Genomic DNA, 26,656 nt, shown 5'->3' with positions numbered 1-26,656 from the left:
TCAGAACTTCAGCAGGTTGGCGTCGTCGACCGAGGTCGAGCGGCGAGTACGGAAGATGGTCATGATGATGGCCAGACCGACGACCACTTCGGCCGCGGCGACCACCATGGTGAAGAATGCGAACACTTGCCCCTCCAAGTTGGCGTGCATCCTGGCGAAAGTGACAAAGGCGAGATTCACTGCGTTGAGCATCAGTTCGATGCACATGAACACCACGATGGCGTTGCGTCGCAGCAGCACACCGGCCGCGCCGATAGTGAACAGCAGGGCGGACAGGAACAGGTAGTTCTCGGGATTCACCGGTTGCCTCCCTCGTCGCTGGGGTTGTCGGCCTGCTCCGGCGCGGGTGTGCCGACCGAGATGACGGCTGCTTCGGTGAGCGCCCTGGTGCGGCGTTGGCGCAGGATGGTGCTGACCGACAGTTCCTCGAACGAGCCGTCAGGCAGCCGAGCGGGGATGTCCACCGCGTTGTGCCTGGCGTAGACGCCAGGGGTGGGTAGCGGAGTCGCGCGGTGTCCCTGCTCCCTGAAGCGGCGGCGCGACAGTTCACGCTGGCCGGTGCGTGGCCCGAATTGCTCGCGGTGGGCCAGCACCATCGCGCCGATAGTAGCTGTGATGAGCAGGGCGCCGGTGAGTTCGAAGGCCCACACGTAGCGCAGGAAGATCAGCTCGGCCAGTTCACCGATTACGTCGCGGCCAGCGAAACCGGAAGCAGGGAAAGTGATTCCGGCTTCGCGGACACCGCGGGAGATACCGCTGCTGAGCAGGAGACCGAAGCCGAGCCCTACGATGGCGGCGGCGAAGCGCTGACCACGGATGGTTTCCTTCAGCGATTCGGCGGAATCGACACCGACGAGCATCAGCACGAACAAGAACAGCATCATCACCGCGCCGGTGTAGACCACGATCTGCACCACGCCGAGGAACAGTGCGTCCTCGGCGATATAGAATGTGGCCAGTGCAATCATTGTCGCGGCGAGGCACAGCGCGGAGTGCACTGCTTTGGGGGCGAACACCATGCCGAGCGCGCCGAGTACCGCGAGGGGGGCGAGAATCCAGAATTGGACCGCTTCTCCGCCGGAGGTATGAGTCAGTGACTGCGCGGCCAGGATCAAGTCGGTCATCGTGCCGCTCCTTCGGCGTTCGTGGCGGCAGGGCGCGTTGCCGGATCACCGTCGGTGGCGATGTCCGGTGAACTGTCGGGCACCCGACCGAGGTAGTAGTCCGTCTCATCGGTGCCGGGGTACATAGCATGCGGTGGCACGGTCATCCCAGGCCGCAGTGGAGCCAGCAACCTGTCTTTCTCGTAGATCAGGTCGGTTCGGTTGTCGCCGGCCATCTCGTAGTCGTTGGTCATCGTGAGTGCCCGGGTAGGACATGCCTCGACGCACAGTCCGCAACCGATGCAACGCAAGTAGTTGATCTGGTAGACCCGGCCGTACCGTTCACCTGGCGAGTATCGTTCGGTCTCGGTGTTGTCCGCGCCTTCGACGTAGATGGCATCTGCTGGACAGGCCCAAGCACACAGTTCGCAGCCGATGCACTTCTCCAGACCATCGGGATGACGGTTGAGCTGATGCCTGCCGTGATAGCGCGGCGCGGTGGGTGTCTTGTGCTCAGGGTAGAACTCGGTGTTCGGTTTCTTGAGCATGGTCACGGCAGTGACAGCGAATCCGGACAGTGGTTCGAGTAGTCCGGTCTTGGCGAGGGTGATGTCGCGGGAGTGGGCATCGGTGGGCAACGGCGGCACCGGGAAACCGAGGAAGACCGAAGAGTCGGCGGCAGGAGGCTGCTCGATCGGTGGTGGTGTCCCTTTCGCTCGTCCGGCCCGCAGGAACTGCAGCACCAGCACAGCGGTGATAAGCAGACCACCGATCACCAGGATAGGGGTCTGCACGGGGTAGCCCTCGACTTGTAGGACACGTGCGGTAGCGACCACCATGACCCAGCTGAGGGAAGCCGGGATCAACAGTTTCCAACCGAGATTCATGAACTGGTCGTAGCGCAGACGTGGCAATGTGCCCCGCAGCCAGATGAACACGAACAGGAACATCCATACCTTGGCGGTGAACCACAGCACCGGCCACCAGCCGGAATTCGCGCCGTCCCACATGTTCAGCGGCCACGGTGCCCGCCAGCCTCCCAGGAACAACGTGGTCGCCAGCGCGGAAACCGTGGCCATGTTGACGTACTCGGCCAGCATGAACATGGCGAACTTGAGTGAGGAATACTCGGTGTGGAAACCGCCGACCAGTTCGCCCTCGGCCTCCGGCAGATCGAAGGGCGCCCGGTTGGTCTCGCCGACCATCGAGACGCAGTAGATCAGGAATGACGGCAGCAGCAGGAAAACATACCAGGTTCCTTCTTGCGCGGATACGATACCCGAGGTGGCCATGGTGCCGCCGAGCAGGAACACGGCGGCGAAGCACAGTGCCATCGCGATCTCATAGGAGATGACCTGTGCGGTCGAACGCAAACCACCGAGTAGCGGATAAGTCGAGCCCGACGACCACCCGGCCAACACGATCCCGTAGACGCCGATAGAGGTGATCGCCAAGATGTACAACACCGCCACCGGCAGATCGGTGAGTTGTAGCGTGGTGGTGACTCCGAAGACCGATACCTCTGGTCCGAACGGTATGACCGCGAACGCCATGAAGGCGGGCACCACCGAGATGATCGGCGCCAGAATATAGATCGGTTTGTCCACGATCGCCGGGACGATGTCTTCTTTCAGCGCCATCTTCACGCCGTCGGCGACGCTCTGCAGCGATCCGAACGGCCCGGTCCGGTTGGGACCTATCCGCATCTGCATGCGCGCTACGATTTTTCGTTCTGCCAGCACCGCGACCAACGGAATGAGCATCAGGTAGACGAAGACCGCGAGTGCTTTCGCGAGCACGAGCCACAGCGGGTCGTTTCCGAAACCAGCGAGTGCGCCGGGCTCGTAGGAAGCAGCGTGCGTGACCGCAGTGGGGTCTGCGCTCGATGTGAGGAGCGTCGACGCGCGAAACAGAGCTGGATCACTCATGACGATGCTCCTTCATCCTCTCGTCCGCGCGCCGCAGCTGTACGAGGGCGCCAGGCGGTACGGCGAGCTGTTCGTTGCTGGAGCAGCCGGACGAGTGCTGTGGCAGCCACACCACACGGTCGGGCAGATCGCTGATCAACAGTGGCAGTGTGATCGCGCCGTGGTCGGTGGCGACGGTGACCAGATCGTCGGTGGTCGCGCCGATTTCCGCGGCAGTAGCCGCGGACAAACGCACCACAGGCGGCCGAGCGATGCCCGCCAGATTCGGTTCTCCGTCCTGCATCCGTCCCTCGTCCAGCAGCATTCGCCAGCAGGCCAGCACCGCGGTGCCCACTTGCGGCTTCGGCATCGACGCAGGCCGATGTGCGGGTGCGGGTGCGGGTATGCCGTCCCAGGCGCCGAGCTCGTCGAGTTCGGCGCGGGCGGAATCGGTATCGGGCAACCCCAGGCGCACCGACATCTGGTCTGCGAGGGCATGCAGTACGCGCAGATCCGGCAGGGGTGCGGCCCGACGGCGCACCAAGTCGGTGCCGAGCGCGGCGGTGAACGGCCGCTGCCTGCCCTCCCAGGTACGGAAGGTGCCGGACTTCTCCATCGCCGAGGCTACCGGGAAGACGACGTCGGCGCGCTCGGTGATCGGGCTGTGCCGCAACTCCAGGCTGATCACGAACCGGGCTGCGTCGATGGCGGTCAGCGCGGCGGACGGGTCGGGCAGATCGGTGACGTCGACGCCGCCGATCACCAGAGCGCCGAGACCGGGCGCGGCCTCCAGGATGGCGGTGGTATCCCGACCGGCGCCCGCGGGTAGTTCCGCCATCTGCCATACCTCCCGAACCTGTTGGCGGGCGCGGGGGTCGGCGACCGGTCGTCCACCAGGGAGCAGACCGGGTAACGCACCGGCCTCGACCGCACCGCGTTCGCCTGCCCGGCGGGGCACCCAGGCGAGGGCGGCCCCGGTTTCGTCGGCGAGGTGAATGGTGGCCGACAATGCGCCGGGGATACCCGCCATCCGCTCGCCGACCAGGATCACCGCGCCGGGTACACGCAGCAGCCGAGCCAAGTCGGCCGACTGCGCGGTATCCGCATCCGGCGGGGTGAGCTCCTCGCTCCGGATGGCGTCGAGCAGATGGGGCTCGGCCCCTGGCACGGTCTGCATCAGGCGGCCGGACATGCGCTCCAGCCCACGTGAGGAGTACGGCGCCAGCGAGTAGATCGGCAGGCCGCGTTTGCGGGCGGCCTTGCGCAGCCGCAGATAGACGATAGGCGATTCTTCCTCCGGTTCGAGACCGACGAGCAGAACGACCGGAGCGGCTTCGATGCTGCTATAGGTCACTGCGGTGTCTTGGCCTGCGATACGGGCGGCGAGGAATTCGGCTTCTTCCGCGGAATGCACGCGGGCGCGGAAGTCGATGTCGTTGGTGCCGAGGGCGATGCGCGCGAATTTCGCGTAGGCGTAGGCGTCTTCTTCGGTGACTCGGCCACCGACGAGAACACCTGCGTTACCGAAGGACGCGGCGAGCCCTTCCGCGGCGGCGGCCAGCGCATCCGACCAGGAAGCAGGAGCGAGGACACCGTCCCAGCCACGCACGAGTGGGGTGGTGAGCCGGTCGGATCGGGCAGCATAGGCGAAGGCCCAGCGTCCCTTGTCGCAGTTCCACTCTTCGTTGACCTGTGGGTCGTCGCCGGCCAGCCGGCGTAGTACCGTACCGCGTCGATGATCGGTGCGCTGTGCGCAGCCGCAAGCGCAGTGCTCGCACACATTCGGGCTGGAAACCAGGTCGAATGGGCGCGCGCGGAACCGGTAGGTGGTGCCGGTGAGCGCGCCGACCGGGCAGATCTGCACAGTGTTGCCGGAGAAGTAGGAGTCGAGGGGTTCGGCCTGCGCGGTGCCGACCTGCTGCAGTGCGCCGCGATCCAGTAACTCGATGAATGGGTCGCCTGCGATCTGCTGCGCGAAGCGGGTACAGCGGGCGCAGAGTACGCATCGTTCCCGGTCCAGCAGCACGGCCGTGGACAACGGAATCGGTTTGGGGTAGGTGCGTTTACGTCCTTCGAACCGAGATTCGGCGCGGCCGGTGGACATCGCCTGGTTCTGCAGGGGACATTCACCACCCTTGTCACAGACCGGGCAGTCGAGCGGATGGTTGATCAGCAACAATTCCATCACACCCTCCTGCGCCTTGTCTGCGACAGGGGAAGTGAGCTGGGTACGCACGACCATGCCCTCGGTGACGGGCATGGTGCAGGAGGCGACGGGTTTGCGCTGGCCCTTCACTTCGACCAGGCATTGGCGGCAGGCGCCGACCGGGTCGAGTAGTGGATGGTCACAGAAACGGGGGATCTGGAGGCCGATCATTTCGGCCGCCCGGATCACCAAGGTGCCAGAGGGCACGCTGACGGTAGTGTCGTCGATGGTCACGGTTACCAGGTCGGCAGGAGCCAAGCCACTGGTGTTGCTACTCACGATGGCAGTCATCGCACCCCTTTTCCTGACTCGGCCCATGCGGTGGAGTGCTCCGGGTCGAACGGACAGCCGCCGAACCACAGATGTTCGGCGTACTCCTCGCGGAAGTACCGCAGCGAGGAGATGATCGGGCTTGCCGCGCCGTCGCCGAGGGCGCAGAACGACTTGCCATTGATGGTGTCGCTGATGTCGAGCAGCTTGTCCAGGTCGGTTTCGGTGCCGTGGCCCGCCTCGATCTGTTCCAGCAGTTGAACCAGCCAGTAGGTGCCTTCCCGGCACGGAGTGCACTTACCGCAGGACTCGTGTGCGTAGAACTCGGTCCAGCGCAGGACTGCGCGCACCACGCAGGTGGTGTCGTCGAAGATTTGCAGCGCCTTGGTGCCCAACATCGATCCGGCGTTCGCGACACCCTCGTAGTCGAGTGGAACATCGAGGTGTTCTTCGGTGAACAGTGGGGTGGACGAGCCGCCGGGGGTCCAGAACTTGATCCGATGGCCTGCGCGCACACCGCCCGCGTAACCGAGTAGTTCGCGCAGCGTGATCCCGAGTGGCGCCTCGTATTGTCCCGGCCGGGCCACATGACCCGACAGCGAATAGAGGGTGAAGCCCGGGGATCTTTCGCTGCCCATCGAACGGAACCAGGAGACGCCGTTGCGGATGATGGGTGGCACGCTGGCGATGGATTCCACATTGTTCACTACGGTCGGGCAGGCGTAGAGGCCGGCGACGGCGGGAAACGGCGGGCGTAGACGGGGCTGCCCGCGGCGGCCTTCCAAAGAATCCAGCAGCGCGGTCTCCTCACCGCAGATATACGCGCCTGCCCCGGCGTGCACCATCAGCTCGAGGTTGTAGCCGGAGCCGAGAATGTTGTGGCCGAGGTAGCCCGCCGCGTAGGCCTGTGTCACCGCGGCCTGCAGCCGCCGCAGTACCGGGACCACTTCGCCGCGGACGTAGATGAACGCATGTGCCGCCCGGATGGCGTACGCGGCGATGACGATGCCTTCGATCAGCGCGTGCGGTGTGGCGAGCATGAGTGGAATGTCCTTGCAGGTGCCTGGCTCCGACTCGTCGGCGTTCACCACGAGATAGTGCGGTTTGGTGACGCTGTCGGTGCCGGGGCCTTGCGGTATGAAGCTCCACTTCATGCCGGTGGGGAAGCCTGCGCCGCCCCGGCCGCGCAGGCCTGCGTCTTTCACGGTCTGGATCACCAGATCCGGGTCCATGCGCAGGGCGGTGCGCAGCGCCTGATAGCCGTTGTGACGCAGGTAGGTGTCCAATGTCCAGGACTGCGGATCGTCCCAATACGTGCTCAGCACCGGGGTGAGGGTCATCGGATGTCCTCCGAATCCTCTTGTGGCGCGGGAGCTCGCATATCTCGTTCGCGCGCGATCCGCAGCCCGGCGAGCGTCGGATCGCCTGCGGCACCGTCGAGCACGCCCTCACGGTGGTCGGGGAATCCGGCGAGGATGCGCGCGGTCTGCTTGAACGTGCACAGCGGCGCGCCTCTGGTCGGCGTTACCTGCTGTCCGGCGCGCAACGCGTCCACCAGGGCACATGCTGATTCGGGGGTCTGATTGTCGAAGAACTCCCAGTTGACCATGACCACCGGTGCGAAATCGCACGCCGCGTTGCACTCGATGTGTTCGAGTGTGATCGCTCCGTCCGCCGTGGTCTCGCCGTGGACGAGGTCCAGATGGCGCTCCAACGCGGCGAAAACAGCATCGCCGCCCAGTACCGCGCACAATGTGTTGGTGCACACGCCGACGTGATAGTCGCCGGTCGGAGTACGCCGCAGCATCGAGTAGAAGGTCGCGACCGCAGTGACTTCGGCGCCGGTCAGACCCACTTGTTCTGCACAGAATTCGATGCCGGTGCCGGTGACGTAGCCTTCCTCGGACTGCACCAGATGCAGCAGCGGAAGCAATGCCGAACGTGGATGGGGGTAGCGCGCGATGATCTCCTTGGCATCGGTTTCCAGCCGTTCGCGTACGAAGGGCTGGTACGGCTCGGGTCTACGGCCGAGCCGCAATAGGATCTCCCGCCCACTCGTCACCTGGCCGTCACCCCTCGTCGAATCGTTGGCCGATGCTTCGTTCATCGGTCCACTCCGCCCATGACCGGGTCGATACTGGCGACCGAGGCGATGACGTCGGCGACCATACCGCCCTCGCACATCGCCGCGACCGCTTGTAAGTTGGTGAACGAGGGGTCGCGATAGTGCACTCGATAGGGTCGGGTGCCGCCGTCGCTGACCAGATGTACCCCCAGTTCGCCGCGTGGTGATTCCACTGCTGTGTACACCTGGCCCGCCGGAACTCGCATGCCCTCGGTAACCAGTTTGAAGTGGTGGATAAGTCCCTCCATGGATGTGCCCATGATCGTGCCGATGTGCCTGGGAGAGTTGCCCAACCCATCCGGGCCGAGCTGCAGATCCGCAGGCCAGGCGATTTTCCTGTCGTCCACCATGACCGGCCCCGGTCGTAGCCGGTCCATGCATTGCTCGACGATCTTCAGCGACTCCTTCATCTCCGCCACCCGAATGGCGTAGCGGCCGTAACAGTCGCATCCGGTGCTGGTGGGAATGTCGAATTCGTAGCTCTCGTAACCGCAGTAGGGTTGAGTCTTGCGTATATCGTGCGGCAGCCCGGTGGCGCGCAACACCGGGCCGGTGATACCCAAGGCCATGCATCCTTGCAGGTCGAGATAGCCGATCCCCTGAGTACGGGCTTTCCAGATCGGGTTTGATGTGAGCAGGTGTTCTGTATCACGCAGTCGCTTGGGCAGCAGCGTGAGCAACTCACGTACCTTGCCGACTCCGTCGTCTGGCAGGTCTTGGACCAGCCCGCCGGGACGGATATAGGCATGGTTCATCCGCAGCCCGGTGATCGTCTCGAATACATCGAGAATCAGCTCGCGTTCACGGAAACCGAACAGCATCGGGGTGAGCGCGCCGAGCTCCATGCCTCCGGTGGCCAGGGCGACCAGGTGTGAGGAGATGCGGTTGAGCTCCATGAGCAGGACACGGATGAGCGTAGCTCGCTCCGGGATCTGTTCGGTGATGTCGAGTAGTTTCTCTACCCCGAGGCAATACACTGTCTCGTTGAAGAACGGCGACAGGTAGTCCATCCGGGTGACGAAGGTGACGCCTTGCGCCCAGGTGCGGAATTCGAGGTTCTTCTCGATTCCGGTGTGTAGATAGCCGATTCCGCAGCGGGCTTCGGTGACCGTCTCTCCTTCGATCTCCAGGATCAGCCGCAGCACACCGTGCGTGGACGGATGCTGCGGGCCCATGTTCACCACGATGCGTTCCTCGCCCGCGCCGGCCAGTGTTTCGGCCACCTGGTCCCAGTCTTGCCCCGTGACGGTGACCGTGGCGGGTTCCGGTCCGATGTCCTCGGTGTGGTCGGGCCCGGTGTCGGTGTGATTCATCAGTGGTATGCCCTCCGCTCGTCGGGCGGCGGGATGCGCGCGCCCTTGTATTCGACCGGGATCCCGCCGAGCGGGTAGTCCTTGCGTTGGGGATGGCCACGCCAGTCGTCCGGCATGGTGATCCGGGTGAGCGAGGGGTGCCCATCGAACCGGATGCCGAAGAAGTCGTAGGTCTCGCGCTCATGCCAGTCGGTGGTCGGATACACCGCGTAGAGCGAGGGAATACGCGGGTCTGCGTCCGGCGCGGATACCTCTACGCGCAGACGGCGATTGTGGGTGATCGACATGAGGTGGTAGATCGCGTGCAGTTCGCGGCCGGAGTCTTCCGGATAGTGCACACCGTTCGCACCGAGGCAGAGTTCGAAACGCAGTGCGGGGTTGTCGCGTAACGCGCGGGCGACGGTGAGTACGTGTTCGCGGCGCACGTGCAAGGTGAGTTCGCCGCGAAAGACGATTATTTTCTCCAGCGCCGCATCCGAGTGGATCCCAGCGTTGGCGAGTGCGTCGCACAGCGTGTCGACCACTTCGTCGAAGTAGCTTCCGTACGGGGCCGGGGTGCTGCCCGGCACCGTGACCGGGCGGACCAAACGGCCGTAGCCGGAGGTGTCGCCGGTACCGGCGACGCCGAACATGCCATGTCGTACGCCGATCACTTCGGCATCGACCCCCGTGGAATCTTCTTCAGGGGGTGTGCCTTCTGGCCCAGCGGTGGCCGCGGCATCGATCGGATCGTGTGCGGTCGGGCTGCCGGTGTTGTCGGAGGTCATCGCAGCAGACCTTCCATCCGGATGGTAGGCGTCGCGGCGAGTGCGGCCTGCTCAGCGGCGCGAATGGCTTCCTCGCGGTTGACGCCGAGTGGCATCTGCTGAATCTTTTCGTGCAGCGCCAGGATCGCGTTGAGCAGCATCTCCGGTCGGGGCGGGCAACCGGGCAGATAGATGTCGACGGGCACGATGTGGTCGACGCCCTGCACGATGGCGTAGTTGTTGAACATCCCGCCGGAGGACGCGCAGACGCCCATCGCCAGCACCCATTTCGGTTCGGTCATCTGGTCGTAGACCTGGCGCAGTACCGGGGCCATCTTCTGGCTCACCCTGCCCGCGACGATCATCAGATCTGCTTGCCGCGGCGAGGCACGGAAGGCCTCCATACCGAAGCGGGCGATGTCGAATCGGCCCGCGCCGGTGGCCATCATCTCGATGGCGCAGCAGGCCAGACCGAAGGTGGCCGGCCACACCGAGCCCTTGCGCAGGTATCCGGCGAAATCCTGGACCGTGCTCAGCAATAAGCCGCTGGGCAGTTTTTCCTCGAGACCCATGTTCTTCTGGCTCACTTCCCCTTGTCTGCTACGAATGCGGCTGTTCGGCAATCAGTCCCAGCTGAGCCCGCCGCGGCGCCATTCATAGGCGTATGCCACCGAGACGTTGAAGATGAACAGCGCCATCGCCACGAGGCCGAAAAGGCCGAGTGCCTCGAAGTGGACTGCCCAGGGGTACAGGAACACGATCTCGATGTCGAAGATGATGAACAGCATGGCGGTGAGGTAGTACTTCACCGGAAAGCGTTGCCCGGCGGCGTTCCCCGGCCCGCCGGCGACAGCGTGCGGCGTGGGTTCGATGCCGCATTCGTAGGCTTCCAGTTTGGCCCGGTTGTAGCGCTTCGGGCCGACCAAGGCCGCCATAACGACAGAGAACAGCGCGAACGCGGCCGCGATCGCGCCGAGGATGAGAATCGGCACCTCGATATTCACGACTACACTTCCCCTCCTTGCGAGCTGTTGCCGAGTGGCGAGCTGCTGTTGAGTGCCAACCGCGTCCGTAACGGGCCGCTGTCGTCGTCCGCCGTGACCGGACTCGCTTCTCGGCTTCACCTGAACGGCTCATTACCTGATCCGCTCTCATGTGAGGTAGGGCACAGCCTACAACCGAACGGGCGAGCCGAAGCGCGTTTCGTCACGGCGTTTGATCGAATTCAGTACAACGATTTATGACCGAAACGGCGATAATCGACCCGTGTCGTCACATGACGTTCAGCGATGAGCCGCGCCCCCGAAATCGAAGCCGGGAAGTTCTGCGGCCTTCGTGTCGACACCGCAGCTGTGTCCTGTTCAGGGCCGACTCTGGCTTCATTCGGATGAATGGTCTCGTGATCGCACGCAGCGCGGGAACCAGCTTCTTCCCGACCGCCGGGCATCGGTGTGACTAATTCTCAAAAGCTATTAATTGGAGTGTCGGGTCGTACCAGGAGCGACGATGATCAGACTCCGGAACGACTGCGCAGCAGACCGGCCACGATTTCGGTGAGACGGATCGGGTCTATCGGATGCGAGACCGCTGCCTCGGCGCGCGACCACTTGGTCAGCCACGCGTCATCGGCACGGCCGGTGAGTACCAGAAGCGGCGGGCAGGAGATTATTTCGTCCTTCAGTTGCTTGGCGATCCCGAGCCCGCCCGCCGGGGCGGCCTCACCGTCGAGAATGGCCAGATCGATGCCGCCCGCGTCCAACTGCGCGATCACTACCGCGGCGGTGGCTACCTCGAGGTATTCGAATACCGGGAGTTCCGGATGCGGGCGCGTGCCAAGGGCCGAGACCACTTGGCGACGCGTGTCGGCGTCGCTGCTGTATACGAGAACCCGTAGTGGGGTGGAACGAGCGGAATCGGCCACGAACGGCATGGTACGTCCACGACGACGGCCCGCGTGGCAGCTTGGCCAAGATAATTTCCGCGCGTCGGATGGCCGCGGCACAGGTAGTGCCTTGCGCGTAGCCCGGCCGGTTGGCGTGCCCATCAGGCGGTCGGGTGCTTACGCCGGGTCAGCAGGAGCCGAAGACGTCCGACCCGACCTCTGCGGGGTCGAGCAGGTGGGTGAGGAAGAGACGAGTAGCCGGGGTGGGAGTGCGGCTGGTGACGGCATGCCACGGACGGTTCAGCGGGGTGCCTTCGACCGGGAGGATACGCAACACACCGTTGTCGATGTCATGGGAGATCGCATCGTTGTGGATCAGTGTGACGCCCAGACCTTCTCTAGCGGCTGCCAGGACCGCGCCGTGCGATCCGAGGGTGAGGGTGGACGGTTCGAGCCGGAGCTGGTCGAGCAAGCTCAGCGTGGCCTCACGGGTTCCGGAGCCGCGGCCGCGCAGCAGCCAGGTGGCGTGTTGCGGGTCCAGTCCGGGCGGGCCGACCACCACGAGGCTGCTCGGTCGCAGAGCCCGCACCACAAGCCCGGCGTCCCGCGGAGGCCGCCCTGCGATGACGAGATCTGTCTCATGGTATTGCAATTCGAGAAAGAGCACATCGCGTGGTTGCACCGACAGACTCAGCTCGATACCGGGAAATCGACGGCGGAACGACGCGAGCGGGCGCAACAAGACGTATTCGCCCGCAGTGGCCACCACACCGATCCGCAATCGCCCGGTTTCGGCTCGGCGGACAGCGGCGTGCGCTTCCCGCATCAGCCCGAGGATTCCTCGGCAGTATTCGGCGTAGATACGACCGGCCTCGGTAAGCACGATGCCGCGGCCGTATTTCGCGATGAGCTCGGTCCCCAGTTGCTTCTCGATGTGCGCGACGGCGGCGGAGACGGCGGCTTCGGTGATGTGCAGTTCGGTGGCGGCCCGGCGAATGCTTCCCTGTCGGGCCACGGTCAGGAAGGTTTGCATCCGTGCCGCACTCACCATGCCCATCGAATGACGGTAACAAACACAACGAATTCGTTGAGTATCGCGAGAAACAATCACATTGTCTGCCGGTTTCCGGACCGTCATCCTGGAAATCTCGAGGCATGCCCGTTCGCCCGGGCGCGAGTGTTCCGTAGTGGCACAGCAGGAGGAACGATGGCCGAAGAAAACGAACGCGACCGCTGGGATCCGGGTGTCCAATCCTATGCGTCGATGGGCTATTACGCGCCCGACTATCAGCCGTCGGAGACCGACGTGCTCGCCGTGTTCCGGGTGACCCCGCAGCACGGTGTCGACCCGATCGAGGCGGCGGCCGCCGTAGCAGGCGAATCATCTACCGCCACATGGACAGTCGTATGGACCGACCGACTGACCGCGCATTCGCGTTATCAAGCCAAGTGTTACCGGATCGAGGAGGTCTTCGGACGTCCTGGGGAGTACTTCGCCTATATCGCATACGATCTCGACCTCTTCGAGGAAGGGTCGATCACCAACCTGACCTCGTCGATCATCGGCAATGTCTTCGGGTTCAAGCCGCTATTGGCGCTACGGCTGGAGGACATGCGCATTCCGGTCGCATATGTGAAGACATTTCAGGGGCCGCCGCACGGCACAGTGCTGGAGCGCGAATATCTCAACAAATACGGCAGGCCGCTGCTCGGTGCGACGGTGAAACCGAAACTCGGCCTGTCCGCGCGCAATTACGGCCGAGTGATCTATGAGGCGTGCAAAGGCGGTCTGGATTTCACCAAAGACGACGAGAACATCAACTCCCAGCCGTTCATGCGTTGGCGCGACCGGTATCTGTTCGCGATGGAGGGGGTGAACCGGGCGATGGCCGAGACCGGCGAGATCAAGGGTCACTACCTGAATGTGACCGCGGCGACCATGGAGGAGATGTACGAGCGCGCAGAATTCGCCAAGGAGCTGGGCAGTGTGATCATCATGATGGACCTCACCGTCGGTTTCACCGCGATGCAGTCGATGTCGCATTGGGCGCGCCGCAATGGTGTGCTGCTGCATCTGCACCGCGCGGGGCACTCCACCTATACCCGACAGAAGACACACGGCGTCAGCTTCCGGGCATTGGCCAAGTGGTGCAGGTTGATCGGTGTCGACCATCTGCACGCGGGCACTGTGGTCGGCAAACTCGAAGGCGATCCGGCGACCACCAAAGGATTCTATGACACCCTGCGGGAGAACCACATTCGTACCGAACCGGCCAACGGAATCTTCTTCGACCAGTACTGGGCGAGCCTGCCCGGTGTGATGCCGGTGGCCTCCGGCGGCATCCACGCCGGGCAGATGCATCAACTGCTCGACCTGTTCGGGGACGATGTGGTGTTGCAGTTCGGGGGCGGCACCATCGGCCACCCACTCGGCATCGCCGCAGGCGCGGAAGCCAACCGGGTGGCGCTGGAGGCGGTCGTGCAAGCTCGCAACGAAGGCCGCGACCTGCTGAAGGAAGGACCGGAGGTGCTACGCGAGGCGGCCAGGATCTGCCGCCCGCTCGACGTCGCGCTGGCGACCTGGGGCGAGGTCACTTTCGACTACACCTCCACCGACGCACCAGATGCCGTACCTACGGTCAGTCGCTGAGATCTCGAAAGACAGAGCCATGTACTTACGTCACGGGACATTCTCCTACTTACCGCCGCTGACCGACGCGCAGATCGCTGCCCAAGTGCGCTACGCGTTGCTCAACAACTGGCCGGTGTCCATCGAGTACACCGACGATCCGCATCCACGTAACGCCTACTGGGAAATGTGGGGGCTGCCGCTGTTCGACTTGGTCGAACCCGATGGGGTACTCGCCGAGATCGCCGCGTGCCGGGCGACGTTTCCCCGCCATTACATACGGGTGCTGGCCTACGATGCCCGCTACACCAAGCAGACGACAGCGCTGAGTTTCCTTGTGCAGCGGCCGCCCCACGAGCCAGGCTTCGTGCTGACCCGCACCGAAGGGCCGGATCGGCAGCAGCGATACGGCCTGCATTCGTACGCGACCACTGTCCGACCGGGATACCGGTATGGCGGCTGAGCGCAACGGCTCCGGATTCCGGCTGCATCGACCAGGGACGGACGCTCCTGGTGCGGTGCGGCCGGTGCCCGACCATCCTGAGGTACCGCGGATCTTGGGCGAGGATGAGGTCCTGGATCTGGCAACCGACATCGCCGGACACGATGTGGAGCAGACGCTGCGCATGTTGGACGACGAGCTGATCGGGCTGACCACAGTGAAACGACGGGTGCGCGAGATCGCGGCATTGCTGCTGATCGACCGCGCCAGGCAGCGGTTCGGCCTGACGGCCTCGCGGCCGACCATGCATATGAGTTTCACCGGTGGGCCCGGCACCGGCAAGACGACAGTGGCGTTGCGGATGGCGCAGGTATTGCACGCACTGGGCTATGTCCGGAAACCGACGGTGCACACAGTCACTCGCGATGATCTCGTCGGCCAGTTCATCGGGCACACCGCGCCGAAAACGAAGGAGGCGCTGGCCAGAGCGGCGGGCGGGGTGCTGTTCATCGATGAGGCCTACTACCTGTTCCGACCGGAGAACGAGCGCGACTACGGACAGGAGGTGATCGAGATCCTACTGCAGGAAATGGAGAATGAGCGCGCCAGTCTGGTGGTGATCTTCGCCGGATACCAGGATCGGATGGAGCGTTTCTTCTCGGCTAATCCTGGGCTGTCCTCACGGGTAGCGCACCACCTGGAGTTCGCTGACTACACTCATGTCGAACTGCTGGATATCGCCCAACTCATGGTGGCCGCGGAGAACTTTCGCTTCGATGATGCAGCACACGCAGCATTCGAAGAATATCTGCGGCGCCGGATGACCCGACCGCGCTTCTCCAATGCCCGCAGCGTGCGCAACGCACTCGACCGCTGCCGGTTGCGTCAAGCCAAACGCCTCGTCGAGCTGGACAGGCCACTGACCAAGGCCGACTTGATCACTGTGACCGATCTGGATGTATACGGCAGCAGCGTGTTCACCGACTCCGAGCCACCGGACAGGCCTGCGGTGCCGACCCCCTGCGACGAGATCGAATCGCTATGCCAGAAGGACTGAAGACCCTCACTCGTTACACCATCGAGCAGGAACATCGACATCCCGGATCCTCCGGAGAGTTCTCCGCTTTGGTGAATGTCGTCGCCACGGCGACGAAGATCGTCGCCAATCAAGTCACCAGAGGATCGATCGTCGGCTCGCACAGTGCTGTACACAACCCCGCCCCACCCTCAGCAGTGACAGACCTCGCCCCACTCCCACCCGGGATGCCAGGGAATTCGGCTTTGTCGATGCACCGCACACCGGATGTTATCGCCAACGACATCATGATCGCCGAAACCCAATGGACCGGCCATCTGTCGGGCCTGCTGTCGGAACAGATGAACAAGATCCGACCGGTGCCAGAGACACATCGGCGAGGAAAATACTTGTTGGTATTCGATCCGCTGGATGGTTCATCGAATATCGACGTGAATCTGCCGGTGGGGACGATCTTCAGCGTGCTGCGTGCGCCGGCGCGGATTCGGGGCGAGGGCTGCGTGCATGCCCTGACCGACGGTGATTTCCTGCGGCAGGGAGCCGAACAGGTATGTGCGGGATTCACTCTGTACGGGCCTGCGACCATGCTGGTGCTGACCACTGGCAGCGGGGTGGACGGGTTCACCTTGGATCGAGAGATCGGTGCGTTCGTGTTGACCCATCCCGGAATGCGCATTCCCGAGGACACATCGGGTTTCGCGATCAACGCGGCCAACGAGCGGTTCTGGGAACATCCGGTGCGGCGCTATGTCCAGGAGTGCCTCGACGGCGTGGACGGTGCGCGGGGAAGGGACTTCAACATGCGATGGGTGGCGTCACTCGTCGCCGACACTTTCCATATCCTCACTCGCGGCGGGATCTATTTGTACCCACGTGATATCCGGCCGCCGGCGCGGACCGGCCGAGTCGCTTTGCTCTATGGCGCCAATCCGATCGCATTCATCGTCGAGCAGGCCGGGGGTGCTGCGTCCACCGGCAACGAGCGAGTTCTGGATGTAGCGCCGGATCATATCCATCAACGGGTGCCTTTGATCTTCGGTTCCCGCAATGAAGTCGAGCGTATCGAGCGCTATCACCGCGAATCCCAGGAAGGTCCGGATTTCGATGCCGCGCTGTTCGGAACACGGTCGCTGTTTCGACCCGCAAGACGCTGAACACAGGAGAGTCCATGTCGGTCAAACATCCCGTCGTCGCGATCACAGGGTCTTCCGGTGCCGGGACGACCAGTGTGACGCGGACATTCCAGGAGGTGTTCCGCCGTGAAGGGATCAACGCCGCTGTCGTCGAAGGCGATTCGTTTCACCGTTACGACCGCAACGAGATGAGACTGGCCATGGCTGAGGCCGAGCAGAACCAGAATCTCCGGTTCTCACATTTCGGTGAGGAGGCCAACCTGCTGCGAGAGCTGGAAACACTGTTTCGTGATTACGGCGAGACCGGTGTCGGGATGGTGCGTCGGTATCTGCACGATGAGGTCGAAGCCAAGCCTTATGGCCAGTCACCGGGAACCTTCACCCCATGGGAAGAGCTGACACCGGGTAGTGACCTGCTGTTCTACGAAGGACTGCACGGCGCGGCGGTCACCGCGACAGTAGATATCGCCCGCTATGCCGATCTTCTGGTCGGTGTAGTGCCGATCATCAATCTGGAGTGGATTCAGAAGGTGATCCGGGACAAGACCGAACGCGGCTATTCCAGCGAGGCCGTGATAGACACGATTCTGCGGCGTATGCCGGACTATGTCACCTATATCTGCCCGCAGTTCTCCCGCACCTATGTCAACTTCCAGCGGGTGCCCACCGTGGACACCTCGAATCCGTTCATAGCGCGCAGCATCCCCACGGCGGATGAGAGCTTTGTGGTGATCAGGTTCGCAGACCCGAAGGTCATCGACTTCCCCTACCTGCTATCGATGTTGCACGACTCGTTCATGTCGCGGACGAACTGCATCGTGGTGCCCGGCGGAAAGATGGAGCTGGCCATGCAGCTGATCTTCACCCCTCTGATTCTGCGACTGATGGACAAGCGGCCGAAACGCTCTTATTGATATCTGGGCCACCACCACAACATCGGGCTGTGGCTGCGGGACGGTAGGAGGTCTGTGCAGTAGCTTGCGTGCCTGCGATTCAGTTGTTCACGAGTTCGCGTTCTATCGCGACTGTCTGCGTGAGATGGTGTATTGAGGCGAATTGTTCGGCGTGTACGAGAGTTTCTGGTGGGATTACGCCTATGAATTTCGGGTCCTCTCCCGATTGTGATCGAGAGAGGACCCGAGGTGAGTATTCGCGTAGCTCAGAACGCCTTGAAGGTTCGGGTCAAGGTCTTGGGCGCAGGGCCGTTGGGAGCGTCCGGTTTGATCGAAATCTTGACCTTGAAGTTCGCTCCGTAAGTGGCGCTGTAGGTTCCGATCCCCTTGAAGTGTAGCGTCTGCTTGGTGTTGTCCAGCGAGAACTCTTTTCGCAGCGGAACGGCCTTCCCACCGCTGACGGTCCGGCCGGTGTCTTGCGCGTATTTGACATCCTGATAGATCGATTCGTCGCCGCCTGCGCAGTTCCGTGGCGTACAATACCACGGGAGGAAGGATCCGCCGATATCGGTGGACAGGTCAACGTTCCCGCTGGCCACTGACTGCTGTAAGTTGACCGTGACCGTGGCTGTGGAGTGGGGAGGAACCTTGATGGTCTGTCCGGGAGCAGTGTAGGTCATCGACTGGGACGACGTGGTGCTGTGCGTTTGGCTGAAGCTCCATGTCGTATTCAGTTCACCACCGATCTTCAGCGCCTTCCCGATATCCATAGAGGCTGATATCTTGGTCCAGATACTGAGCCCGTTCGTAACCGACGATGTCACCGAGTTGGCTATGGTCTTGGAAAAGCTCTGGCTGGTCAGGGTCTGTGGCTGGTTACTGGTGTTCCGCAAGGTCGACGTGCCCGCGAACCATGTTTTACCCAGAGTGATTTTGGGACTTCCCGTAAGCGCCACAGCGGAATTGGTGAACGTCGATTTACTGTAATCAGCATTGGTGAAGTTGCCGACTTGCTCTCTGAGCACGTCGTCGAGGCTGGTGATCTGGACGGGGGCCGCATACGCGGGAATTGCCGCCAGGAAAACGGTGGATATCGCAGATGCCATACCGACAGCAACACTGATGCCACGCTTCATTGTCAGATCCTTCTATCTTTTTCAATTTCTTCATGCGCGCGACGGGTGCTCGTGACGTGCACGAAGTCCGCCGCGACTGTATCGATCGTCTTCTGGCGCCCTGGCTGGAAGACGTGGTGGAGGAGGCTTGTGCGGCAATGCTTGATATCCGCGATCGGGGTTCCTTCAACACCTTTCCGGCGGGATCAGTAGACATGGCTCCGCGAGATGCTGTCAACGAAGTTCATTTTTGTTCTTTTTCTTCACGGTAGATTCCTGCTGTAACATGATCATGTATGGGTAGCAGTTCAGGTTTTCTGCATATCCCATTCCATGGTGGCGAAGCGGATTCCCTCGTGCTGTCCAACTGTTCGGGCTCTGTCGCGTCTGTCTGCGTGAGACGGCGCACCGAGGCGAGTTGCCGGGTGTGCACAAGAGCTTCTGGTTAACTTGCACTTCATAACTGCGGGCTCTCTCCCCGGTAATGATCGGAAGAGGACCCGCGGCACGGCACCTGAGGCCCCATGCGCACGGCTATCGGTGCCTACCGGCCCCAGGACAAAGCGCTAAGCTGCCGCGATGGCGGATGGGCGAGTTCAACAGTTGATCGACACGGTGGCGTGGGTCCACCTCGAAGACGGGCGAATTCTGTGCGCCAGACCGCACGGCAAGGACGTCTTCTATATTCCCGGTGGCAAGCGGGAGGGCCGCGAGACCGATGCACAGACATTGGTACGGGAAATCGACGAAGAGCTCAGCGTCGAGTTGCGGTTGGAGACTCTCTCGCACGTCGGCACTTACGAAGCAATGCACGCAGCAGTGCACTCGACAGCGGATGCCGCGGTGGTGCGGATGAGCTGCTACACCGCAGATTACCGTGGAACACTTGTGGCGAGCAGCGAGATCGACGAGATCGGTTGGTTCCGCTATGCCGACCGGTCCTTCGTTCCTCCGGTCGACCAGCTGCTGTTCGACGATCTGGCGCACGCGGGCCTGTTGCGCTGAGCGCGGGCTTGCACCGGCGCACACGGTCTGCTCGCAGGCTACTCAGGGAAGAGTCACTTATGCATGAATATGCCTGCGACGTCGGCGTTCCTGATGGGGGTTTCGGAGTTGGCCTGAATGCTGCACAGTATGTCGACCGACACCATCGTCGCGTCGACCACGGTGCCTGCGGGTTCGCGGTCTGCTCTGGTCCGCTCCTTGATGAATTCGGTGATCGTCATGCGCTTGGTGTCCTGGTCTTGTGCGATGTACTCGCTGCACGGGGTGTCGCCACCACGGTTGAGTGCGCGCTCGATATCGGTGCAGCCCGCAAGCACCATGGCGATCGTCGCGACGCCGAGGCCGGTTCGGCTGGTGCGTGACAACATGGCGTTCATGGGGCCTCCTGATGTGTACCACGATTTCGTACACCTTAAGGCCACGGTGCGCCCAGCTGCCTACGGGTTCGGTCTGCCCGCTCGGAAGAGGCACAGCGGAACATTCATCTCCGCTGAAGTGAGTGAACCGTGATGGCCGGGCAACGCTGACTGCAGCGGTTCGATACCGCTGCGGATGATGCCGTCGCGTCCACGGGCGACCACGACGAGATCGCCGATCCGGGTAGCGATCTCGCGGGTGACTGTTGGGCCGAACCAGCCACGGGTCACGGCTTCGTCCCTGGTGAGCACATCGAAATCGGTGCCGAGTGTACTTTGCCAAGCGGTCGCCACATCGCTTGTCGCGCCGGTCACGGTATAGACGTGCCGGGCGCGGACCTCACCGCCCAATGCCCGGACGCCTTCCTGCAACACACTGGTGGTGTCGAAATCGATACGGTTCTCCATTTCCACCATGCCGTGATCGGCGGTGACGAGCAGCGCTGCTTCGGAAGGGAGCTGCTGGGCGAGGGCGGCCGCGAGCCGGTCGACAGCGGCCAGCTCCATGCGCCAGGACCGGGACGAAGGCCCACGTACGTGCCCGGTCATATCGAGATCACCGTGGTAGGCGTAGACCAGTGAGCGCGGTCCTGCGCGCAATGCTTCGGCCACCCCGGCGATGAGATCACCCAAGGACAGCTGAGGGCGGAATTCGCCACCGCGCAGGACTGCTCTGGTCAGTCCGGACCCGGCCTGATCGTGAGGTGATACCCGAGTGACGGCGACCCCGTGCGCTGCGGCGCGTTCGAAAACTGTCGGAATGGGCTGGAACTGTTCGGGGACCAGTTCGGTTCGCAGATCGGTCCCGACCGGTGCGCCGTGTAGTCGCCATGCCAGGGGGTTCATCAACAGGTCGTAGCCGGGGACTTCGAACAGGTAGCCGACCATCCCGTGCTCGCCGGGCGGGACACCGATGCCGAGTGAGCTCAGGCTGGTGGTGGTCGTTGTCGGAAAGCCTGCCGTCAGTGTGCGGGGCGCGAGACCGGACAGAAACGGCGCCGCGACGGGATTTGTGGTGAGCGCCTCGTAGCCGAGCCCGTCTACCAGTAGGACGCAGACCTGATCGGAGTCGAGTTCGAGCCCGATGCGGTCATCCGCGCCAGGAACACCGAGTCCGGCGAGGACAGAGGGAAGTAGATCGGCCAGAGAACCCGTGCCATAACGGGGCGCGTCGAACACGAGCGTCAGAATGTCGACATCGGCGGCAAGATGGCGATAATGATCAGGCCTGCCCGGTCTCGAAGCGACTCACCTTGCCGTTGCGGAGGATGAATCGCCAGTTGGTGCGCATCGACCCCCACCTGGAATTGGTGTAGTCGGCGACCAGCTCGGTGCCGTCGTCACCGATGGATTCGACCTGCATTCGCGCGTTGCTGGCGAAGACCTCCCTTTGAGTCCACTGGGCGAGGTTGCGTTCCACTCCGTCATCGGACATGGTCGCATCATCGGTGAGCACAGCATAGAACCGGTCCTGGTCGTTGGCGTTGAGCGCGTCGACGAACTCCTGCACCGTAGGATCCAGCTGTGCGGTCATTCCGTAGCATCCTCTCGGATCGGCGTGGGAAGAATCAGGCAGCAAATTTCTAGCATCTACTCTAGGTCAGCAGTGCGGCCCTCAGTTCGATCCATGCGGTGCGGGACTGCGTGATGTTGTCTGTCAGCGGCGAGCAGCAGGGGCGGACATCGACGATGGCACATCCAACACAGCGCACAGCACCGTGGCAGGGGCGTACACGAGGAGCCGGGATAGGATCGGTAGCCGATATCGGTTTCCTCATTCAAGCTGGAGGTGATGTCCGGTGCGTGAGTTTCAGCGAGGTGCGGTGCGATTGCACATCCTGCACCACGCGGTGCGGGAGCCGGTGCACGGTGCGTGGATCACCACGGAACTGGCTCGGCACGGATACGACATCAGTCCTGGCACCCTGTATCCGGCACTGCATCGGCTCGAAGACGAAGGGCTGCTGACTTCGCAGCAGCAGGTCGTCGACGGCCGGGCGCGTCGGGTCTATAGAGCCACGCGGGCGGGGAAGAAAGCGTTGGCCGAGAACCGGCAGGCGCTGGCGGAACTGGCCCGCGAAGTGCTCGGTGAGCAGTGGCGCTGACTCAACTCAGGCCCTTCGGCGGCGGGCGTCGAGCACACGACGGATGCCGTAGGTCGTCGCACCGAGAGCGAGCGCGAACATACCGGTGACGATGGATTCGATCGGCAGGGCGGCGCCGAGCGCGAGGCAGCCGAGGACCCCCAGGGCGGGCACGAAACGGACGGGGCGACCTTCGGCAGGAGTGAGGGTCGAGGCGGCGATATTGGCGATTGCGTAGTAGACGAGCACGCCGAAGGAAGAGAAGCCGATCGCGCCGCGCAGGTCGACGGTACTCGCGAGTGCTGCCACGACCAGGCCCGTGACGACTACCACATGGTGTGGTGTATCGAAGCGGGAATGGATCGCTGCCAGTGCGCGCGGCAGATGGCGATCCCGTGCCATGGCGAAGGCGGTGCGGGAGACGCCGAGAAGCAAGGCGAGCAATGATCCGAGTGCGGCGACCGCGGCTGTGACCCGCACAACCGGCACCAGAACGGGAAATCCCGCAGTCTGTACGGTATCGGCCAGCGGTGCTGCGACGCCACCCGATCCGGAGGCACCGAGCACGCTCAGGACCGCGATCGCGACAGCGGCATAGACGAGCAGGGCGATCGTCAGAGCCAGCAGAATAGCTCGTGGAATAGTGCGAGCGGGGTCGCGGACTTCCTCGCCAAGAGTAGCGATACGCGCGTACCCGGCGAAGGCGAAGAATAGCAGCCCGGCGGCCTGCAGTACTCCATAGGGTGATGTGTCCGTACCGATACGCAGGTGGCCCGGATCGGCAGCCGGTGCGGTGAGAGCAGTGATCACCACTGCCGCCAGCACTGCGAGGACGACAGTGACGATCACCCGGTTCAGCAGAGCGGACTTCTGGACACCCCGAGAGCCGACCGCAGTCAGGGCGAGCACAGTGGGGACTGCGACAATCTGGGGCTGCTGCGGCCACACATAGGAGCCGATAGTCAGTGCCATCGCCGCGCAAGAGGCGGTTTTGCCAACGATGAAGCCCCAACCGGCCAGATATCCCCAGAACTCGCCGAGCCGTTCGCGACCGTAGAGGTAAGTGCCGCCCGAAGCGGGATAGCGCGCGGCCAGTTGTGCCGAGGAAATGGCGTTGCAGTAGGCCACTACCGCTGCCATCGCCAGCCCGATGAGCAGACCGGACCCGGCCGCATCCGCAGCGAGTGTCGGTGCGGTGAAGATTCCTGCGCCGATCATGGCTCCCAGTCCGATCAAGACCGCGTCGAACACTCCGAGTCGGCGCTGCAGACGTGGACTGTTGTCGTGGGGGACCGGCATGGCCAACACAAGTCTTTCAGTGAATCGATCGGTGGATATAAAAGACGATATTCGATATCGGTAAACGATATTCAAGCAGGTAGGCCGATCCTGCGATATCGGGTGATACCGAGTGGCTGACCGGCAGATTTCACCTCGGCCGATTCGTCACCCATCTGACTGTTTGTGCGTTGACCTCAGATGTATCGGGCCGAGTCCAGCTCACCGACCGCGCCCTACCGGCTGCGGATCGAACTCACCGACCATGTGCACTACATAGCCGGACATTGCGCCCTCATCGACCAAGTAACCTCCTGGTCGGACTTGTCCTCGTACAGAAATTCTCGGCCGAGTGTGGCACCGTGCTGCTTGAACGTGGTCGCGTATGCATCCCAAGCCCGTTGCACGAGAAAAGCTTTCGGGTCTGCAGCGTGGGATTTGAATCCGTATCCGTCCGAGGTGGTGTGTTGGGTCCTCTCTTTGGTCTGCGCCTCGGTCGATAACCCGCTGCCGAAGTGGGCGCACAGCAACCGGCCGCCGGGTCCGGGACGGAAATCGACCGGGGATTGTTGCGGAACCGCCATCAGGGATTCGTTGCGGAACTGCCACCACTGATGGGTTACTGGATACAGCGGTGGCGCGACCACGTCGATAACCGTTGTAGAACAAAATCATTACTCGTTCGGAGGCCGGCCGATGGCGCCTGTGCTCACGTCGCTCCATCCGGGTTTCGGTCCCCCGACCGGAGGCAACACGGTGGAGATCGTCGGTAGCGGGTTCACCGGTGCCGGGCCGTTGGCCGTGCGGTTCGGGGCGACTGTGACCACGTTCACCATCGTCTCCGACACCCAGATCGACGCCATCGCCCCACCCGGCACCGGCACCGTCGGGGTTACCGTCGCCGCCCTGCTGGGCGGGAGGAGCAGTCCGCTGCCCTACACCTACGACGGCGCCGGCCTGCTGTTTTTCACCGATGGCGGCAACAATGTGTATTCGGCGCCGCAAACCGGGGGCACACCTACCCTGCTGGCTACCGGCTTGAGTGTTCCCTCTGGTCTCGTCCGGGCCGGTGACCTTCTCTACCTCTGTGAGACCGTGGCCAATCAGGTGTCGACGGTGCCGGTAGGTGGTGGCACGCCGACCCCGCTGGTGACCGGTCTGTCGTTCCCTGGGGATATCACCGTCTCCGGTAGCACCTTGTTCATCACCAACCTGGGGACTACTCAGGTGGTGTCGGCGCCGATCACTGGCACCGCTGCCCCCACCCCATTCGCCGCCAGTCCTACCGGTGTCCTCGGGATTACCGACGAGTCGCCGGCGCAATCAGGGGTCGCGCCGGCGACGGCTGCCCTCCTGGCTGCACCGGTACTCACCTCGCTCAACCCGAGTTTCGGCCCCACCTCCGGGGGCAACACGGTGAAGATCTTCGGTAGCGGGTTCGCCGGTGCCGGGCCGTTGGCTGTGCGGTTCGGAGCGACGGCGACTACCTTCACCATCGTCTCCGACACCCAGATCGACGCCATCGCCCCACCCGGCATCGGCACCGTTGGCGTCACCGTGCCGGACGACACCAGCAGTCCACTGTCCTACACTTACGGTGGCCTGCTGTTCTTCACCGACAGCTTCGGCCTCGGCAATGTGTATTCGGTGCCGCGAACCGGGGGCACACCGACCATGCTGGCTACCGGCTTGAGTGTTCCCGTAGGTCTCGTCCGGGTCGGTGACCTCTTCTATCTCTGCGAGGCCGGGGCCAATCGGGTGTCGACGGTGCCGGTAGGTGGTGGCACGCCGACCCCGCTGGTGACCGGTCTGTCGTTCCCCGTGGATATCGCAGTCTCCGGTAGCACCTTGTTCATCACCAACCAGAACACCAGTCAGGTAGTGGCGGCGCCGATCACCGGCACCGCCACCCCCACCGTGATCGCCACCAGCCCTACCGGCGTATTCGGGATCACGACTTGAGCGGCGGCCATACTGTTGCACTGTGTAGTCGCGGTGTCGATGACATGGCAGACTGCGGCGCATGGCAACAGATTCGGTGCCTCTCACCATCACTTGTGGCGCTCGGGTACGACCTCAACCGGAAGCTCATCAACGCGCCAGGCGACTCGCAGCCGCCCTGATCGCTGCTGGGGTAGACCGTAGTGACCGGGTGGCGGTCATGGCCCGCAACGATATCGAGTTCCTCGAGATCTCACTGGCGATCGCCTCCGCCGGGGGAAATCCCGTACCGATCAACACACGCTGGCAGGCGTCCGAGATCGCGTATGCGCTCGCCGACAGCGGCGCGCGGGTCGTCTTCGCGCACACCGAATTCGTGCCCCTCATCGAAGCCGCTCGGGAGCGAGCCGGAGCATATCCGGTGGTGGTCGAGGTGGCGATGCCCGAGGAATTGCTCATAGAAGCAGGCTTGCCCGAGGAGCAGGCACAGACCACGGGACGACACCCGACGCTGGAGCAGTGGATCGACGAGCACACCGAGCCCGTGGGTCATCTCGAGGGCGCGATCGCAGACTCCATGGGGCTGATCTACACCTCCGGCACTTCCGGAGCGCCGAAAGGCGTGCTTCGGGAACGGATGACACCGCAACAGCTGTTGTCCATCGCGGGTAGCACTGTGCAACGGATGGGGCTCACACCTGGCGGGCAGATGCTCGTCGCGGGTCCGTTGTATCACACCAGCCCGAACGCGGTAGCCGTCCTCGCGCTACGGATGGGCACCAACATCACGATTATGCCCCGTTGGCACAGCGAACGATTCCTCCAGCATGTCGCCGAGCGGAAGATTCAGCAGGTCAAGATGGTACCGACGATGTTGAGCCGCCTGTTGAGCTTGTCCACCGAGGTCCGAGCCCGCTACGACGTGTCGAGCTTGACCCACCTCATCCACTCCGCCGCGCCATGCCCGCCCGCCATCAAACGAGCCGCGATCGAGTGGTTCGGCGATGCACTATGGGAATTCTACGGTTGCACCGAGGCAGGGGCCGTTACATGGATCAGTGCTACGGAATGGCTAGAGCACCCCGGCAGCGGGGGGGGGGGGGGGGGAAGGGGGGAGGGGGTTATTGCGGGT

Annotated in this window: 28 protein-coding genes and 2 pseudogenes; 11 read left to right on the top strand and 19 right to left on the bottom strand. The window is 63.2% G+C overall.

Annotation, left to right across the window (positions count from 1 at the left end; translation table 11 throughout):
* The 13 genes and pseudogenes from nuoK to ACX4ZE_RS19785 form a co-directional block, all read right to left on the bottom strand.
* Complete coding sequence (gene nuoK / locus ACX4ZE_RS19845; RefSeq protein WP_412800300.1) at positions 1 to 300, bottom strand: NADH-quinone oxidoreductase subunit NuoK; 300 nt, start codon at positions 298 to 300, stop codon at positions 1 to 3.
* Entirely contained in the window at positions 297 to 1,124 is an 828-nt protein-coding gene (locus ACX4ZE_RS19840) for an NADH-quinone oxidoreductase subunit J (protein WP_480274966.1), read from the bottom strand. The genes nuoK and ACX4ZE_RS19840 overlap by 4 nt, the downstream gene beginning before the upstream one ends.
* Complete coding sequence (nuoI, locus tag ACX4ZE_RS19835) at positions 1,121 to 1,750, bottom strand: NADH-quinone oxidoreductase subunit NuoI (RefSeq protein ID WP_480274982.1); 630 nt, start codon at positions 1,748 to 1,750, stop codon at positions 1,121 to 1,123. Before nuoI ends, ACX4ZE_RS19840 begins: the two co-directional genes overlap by 4 nt.
* Positions 1,736 to 2,911, bottom strand: a pseudogene (gene nuoH, locus ACX4ZE_RS19830) (NADH-quinone oxidoreductase subunit NuoH); the annotation flags it as partial. The pseudogene nuoH and the gene nuoI, both read right to left, overlap by 15 nt.
* A gap of 112 nt (positions 2,912 to 3,023) precedes the next feature.
* Positions 3,024 to 5,507 carry an NADH-quinone oxidoreductase subunit G gene (locus ACX4ZE_RS19825; protein WP_480274965.1) on the bottom strand — a complete coding sequence of 828 codons (2,484 nt, stop codon included), beginning with the start codon at positions 5,505 to 5,507 and terminating at the stop codon, positions 3,024 to 3,026.
* The gene (nuoF, locus tag ACX4ZE_RS19820; protein WP_480274964.1) at positions 5,504 to 6,826 is read right to left on the bottom strand and encodes an NADH-quinone oxidoreductase subunit NuoF; all 1,323 of its coding nucleotides are present in this window, start codon (positions 6,824 to 6,826) and stop codon (positions 5,504 to 5,506) included. Before nuoF ends, ACX4ZE_RS19825 begins: the two co-directional genes overlap by 4 nt.
* Positions 6,823 to 7,593 (bottom strand): NADH-quinone oxidoreductase subunit NuoE, encoded by a 771-nt coding sequence (gene nuoE / locus ACX4ZE_RS19815; RefSeq protein ID WP_480274963.1) that lies wholly within the window; start codon positions 7,591 to 7,593, stop codon positions 6,823 to 6,825. Before nuoE ends, nuoF begins: the two co-directional genes overlap by 4 nt.
* Positions 7,590 to 8,924, bottom strand: a complete 1,335-nt coding sequence (locus tag ACX4ZE_RS19810) for an NADH-quinone oxidoreductase subunit D (RefSeq protein WP_480274962.1) — start codon at positions 8,922 to 8,924, stop codon at positions 7,590 to 7,592. The genes nuoE and ACX4ZE_RS19810 overlap by 4 nt, the downstream gene beginning before the upstream one ends.
* Positions 8,924 to 9,691: an NADH-quinone oxidoreductase subunit C gene (locus tag ACX4ZE_RS19805; RefSeq protein ID WP_480274961.1), complete on the bottom strand. Its 768-nt coding sequence runs from the start codon at positions 9,689 to 9,691 to the stop codon at positions 8,924 to 8,926. The genes ACX4ZE_RS19810 and ACX4ZE_RS19805 overlap by 1 nt, the downstream gene beginning before the upstream one ends.
* Positions 9,688 to 10,242 (bottom strand): NuoB/complex I 20 kDa subunit family protein, encoded by a 555-nt coding sequence (locus tag ACX4ZE_RS19800; RefSeq protein ID WP_480274981.1) that lies wholly within the window; start codon positions 10,240 to 10,242, stop codon positions 9,688 to 9,690. Before ACX4ZE_RS19800 ends, ACX4ZE_RS19805 begins: the two co-directional genes overlap by 4 nt.
* Positions 10,243 to 10,293: 51 nt before the next feature.
* Positions 10,294 to 10,674 (bottom strand): NADH-quinone oxidoreductase subunit A, encoded by a 381-nt coding sequence (locus ACX4ZE_RS19795; RefSeq protein ID WP_480274960.1) that lies wholly within the window; start codon positions 10,672 to 10,674, stop codon positions 10,294 to 10,296.
* Positions 10,675 to 11,180: 506 nt separating this feature from the next.
* Complete coding sequence (locus tag ACX4ZE_RS19790; RefSeq protein WP_480274959.1) at positions 11,181 to 11,600, bottom strand: Rv3143 family two-component system response regulator; 420 nt, start codon at positions 11,598 to 11,600, stop codon at positions 11,181 to 11,183.
* Positions 11,601 to 11,739: 139 nt separating this feature from the next.
* The gene (locus ACX4ZE_RS19785; RefSeq protein ID WP_480274958.1) at positions 11,740 to 12,609 is read right to left on the bottom strand and encodes a LysR family transcriptional regulator; all 870 of its coding nucleotides are present in this window, start codon (positions 12,607 to 12,609) and stop codon (positions 11,740 to 11,742) included.
* 150 nt (positions 12,610 to 12,759) lie between these two features.
* Between ACX4ZE_RS19785 and ACX4ZE_RS19780 the strand changes: the two genes are divergently transcribed.
* The 5 genes from ACX4ZE_RS19780 to ACX4ZE_RS19760 are packed head-to-tail and all read left to right on the top strand — an operon-like array spanning position 12,760 to position 17,706.
* A complete protein-coding gene (locus ACX4ZE_RS19780) occupies positions 12,760 to 14,202 on the top strand; it encodes a form I ribulose bisphosphate carboxylase large subunit (protein WP_480274957.1) in 1,443 nt (480 codons plus the stop codon).
* Between the two features lie 19 nt (positions 14,203 to 14,221).
* Positions 14,222 to 14,644, top strand: coding sequence for a RuBisCO small subunit-like domain-containing protein (locus tag ACX4ZE_RS19775; RefSeq protein ID WP_480274956.1), 423 nt, complete (start codon positions 14,222 to 14,224; stop codon positions 14,642 to 14,644).
* A complete protein-coding gene (locus ACX4ZE_RS19770) occupies positions 14,634 to 15,680 on the top strand; it encodes an AAA family ATPase (RefSeq protein WP_480274955.1) in 1,047 nt (348 codons plus the stop codon). The genes ACX4ZE_RS19775 and ACX4ZE_RS19770 overlap by 11 nt, the downstream gene beginning before the upstream one ends.
* Complete coding sequence (locus ACX4ZE_RS19765; protein WP_480274954.1) at positions 15,665 to 16,813, top strand: class 1 fructose-bisphosphatase; 1,149 nt, start codon at positions 15,665 to 15,667, stop codon at positions 16,811 to 16,813. Before ACX4ZE_RS19770 ends, ACX4ZE_RS19765 begins: the two co-directional genes overlap by 16 nt.
* A gap of 14 nt (positions 16,814 to 16,827) precedes the next feature.
* Complete coding sequence (locus ACX4ZE_RS19760; protein WP_480274953.1) at positions 16,828 to 17,706, top strand: phosphoribulokinase; 879 nt, start codon at positions 16,828 to 16,830, stop codon at positions 17,704 to 17,706.
* Between the two features lie 245 nt (positions 17,707 to 17,951).
* On the opposite strand, the gene ACX4ZE_RS19755 is transcribed toward ACX4ZE_RS19760, so the two are convergent.
* Positions 17,952 to 18,821, bottom strand: a complete 870-nt coding sequence (locus tag ACX4ZE_RS19755; RefSeq protein WP_480274952.1) for an ETX/MTX2 family pore-forming toxin — start codon at positions 18,819 to 18,821, stop codon at positions 17,952 to 17,954.
* Between the two features lie 32 nt (positions 18,822 to 18,853).
* Between ACX4ZE_RS19755 and ACX4ZE_RS19750 the strand changes: the two genes are divergently transcribed.
* From ACX4ZE_RS19750 to ACX4ZE_RS19740, 3 genes and pseudogenes are all read left to right on the top strand, one after another.
* Positions 18,854 to 19,072, top strand: coding sequence for a hypothetical protein (locus ACX4ZE_RS19750; RefSeq protein ID WP_480274951.1), 219 nt, complete (start codon positions 18,854 to 18,856; stop codon positions 19,070 to 19,072).
* A 68-nt stretch (positions 19,073 to 19,140) separates the two neighbouring features.
* A pseudogene (locus ACX4ZE_RS19745) lies at positions 19,141 to 19,263 on the top strand (hypothetical protein); the annotation flags it as partial.
* A gap of 116 nt (positions 19,264 to 19,379) precedes the next feature.
* Positions 19,380 to 19,805 carry an NUDIX hydrolase gene (locus ACX4ZE_RS19740; protein ID WP_480274950.1) on the top strand — a complete coding sequence of 142 codons (426 nt, stop codon included), beginning with the start codon at positions 19,380 to 19,382 and terminating at the stop codon, positions 19,803 to 19,805.
* A gap of 53 nt (positions 19,806 to 19,858) precedes the next feature.
* Here ACX4ZE_RS19740 and ACX4ZE_RS19735 read toward each other — a convergent pair whose 3' ends face one another.
* Genes ACX4ZE_RS19735 through ACX4ZE_RS19725 form a run of 3 tightly spaced genes read right to left on the bottom strand, consistent with a single transcriptional unit; the run spans position 19,859 to position 21,755 of the window.
* The gene (locus tag ACX4ZE_RS19735; RefSeq protein WP_480274949.1) at positions 19,859 to 20,182 is read right to left on the bottom strand and encodes a hypothetical protein; all 324 of its coding nucleotides are present in this window, start codon (positions 20,180 to 20,182) and stop codon (positions 19,859 to 19,861) included.
* Positions 20,183 to 20,242: 60 nt separating this feature from the next.
* A complete protein-coding gene (locus ACX4ZE_RS19730) occupies positions 20,243 to 21,400 on the bottom strand; it encodes an alkaline phosphatase family protein (RefSeq protein WP_480274948.1) in 1,158 nt (385 codons plus the stop codon).
* 43 nt (positions 21,401 to 21,443) lie between these two features.
* Entirely contained in the window at positions 21,444 to 21,755 is a 312-nt protein-coding gene (locus tag ACX4ZE_RS19725; RefSeq protein WP_480274947.1) for a nuclear transport factor 2 family protein, read from the bottom strand.
* A gap of 265 nt (positions 21,756 to 22,020) precedes the next feature.
* Here ACX4ZE_RS19725 and ACX4ZE_RS19720 point away from each other — a divergent pair, with 265 nt between their 5' ends.
* The gene (locus ACX4ZE_RS19720) at positions 22,021 to 22,326 is read left to right on the top strand and encodes an Rv3488 family transcriptional regulator (protein WP_480274946.1); all 306 of its coding nucleotides are present in this window, start codon (positions 22,021 to 22,023) and stop codon (positions 22,324 to 22,326) included.
* A gap of 6 nt (positions 22,327 to 22,332) precedes the next feature.
* On the opposite strand, the gene ACX4ZE_RS19715 is transcribed toward ACX4ZE_RS19720, so the two are convergent.
* Together ACX4ZE_RS19715 and ACX4ZE_RS19710 are read right to left on the bottom strand one after the other, a co-directional pair.
* Positions 22,333 to 23,604 carry an APC family permease gene (locus ACX4ZE_RS19715; RefSeq protein WP_480274945.1) on the bottom strand — a complete coding sequence of 424 codons (1,272 nt, stop codon included), beginning with the start codon at positions 23,602 to 23,604 and terminating at the stop codon, positions 22,333 to 22,335.
* 251 nt (positions 23,605 to 23,855) lie between these two features.
* Positions 23,856 to 24,230 (bottom strand): hypothetical protein, encoded by a 375-nt coding sequence (locus tag ACX4ZE_RS19710; protein WP_480274944.1) that lies wholly within the window; start codon positions 24,228 to 24,230, stop codon positions 23,856 to 23,858.
* A gap of 49 nt (positions 24,231 to 24,279) precedes the next feature.
* On the opposite strand from ACX4ZE_RS19710, the gene ACX4ZE_RS19705 reads away from it, so the two are divergent.
* Together ACX4ZE_RS19705 and ACX4ZE_RS19700 are read left to right on the top strand one after the other, a co-directional pair.
* The gene (locus tag ACX4ZE_RS19705) at positions 24,280 to 25,545 is read left to right on the top strand and encodes an IPT/TIG domain-containing protein (protein ID WP_480274943.1); all 1,266 of its coding nucleotides are present in this window, start codon (positions 24,280 to 24,282) and stop codon (positions 25,543 to 25,545) included.
* 61 nt (positions 25,546 to 25,606) lie between these two features.
* A partial coding sequence (locus ACX4ZE_RS19700) for an AMP-binding protein (RefSeq protein ID WP_480274942.1) occupies positions 25,607 to 26,656 on the top strand: 1,050 nt, incomplete at its 3' end.

This window comes from Nocardia sp. TBRC8007 (assembly GCF_056629435.1).
This window is presented reverse-complemented; position numbering and strand designations above follow the sequence as displayed.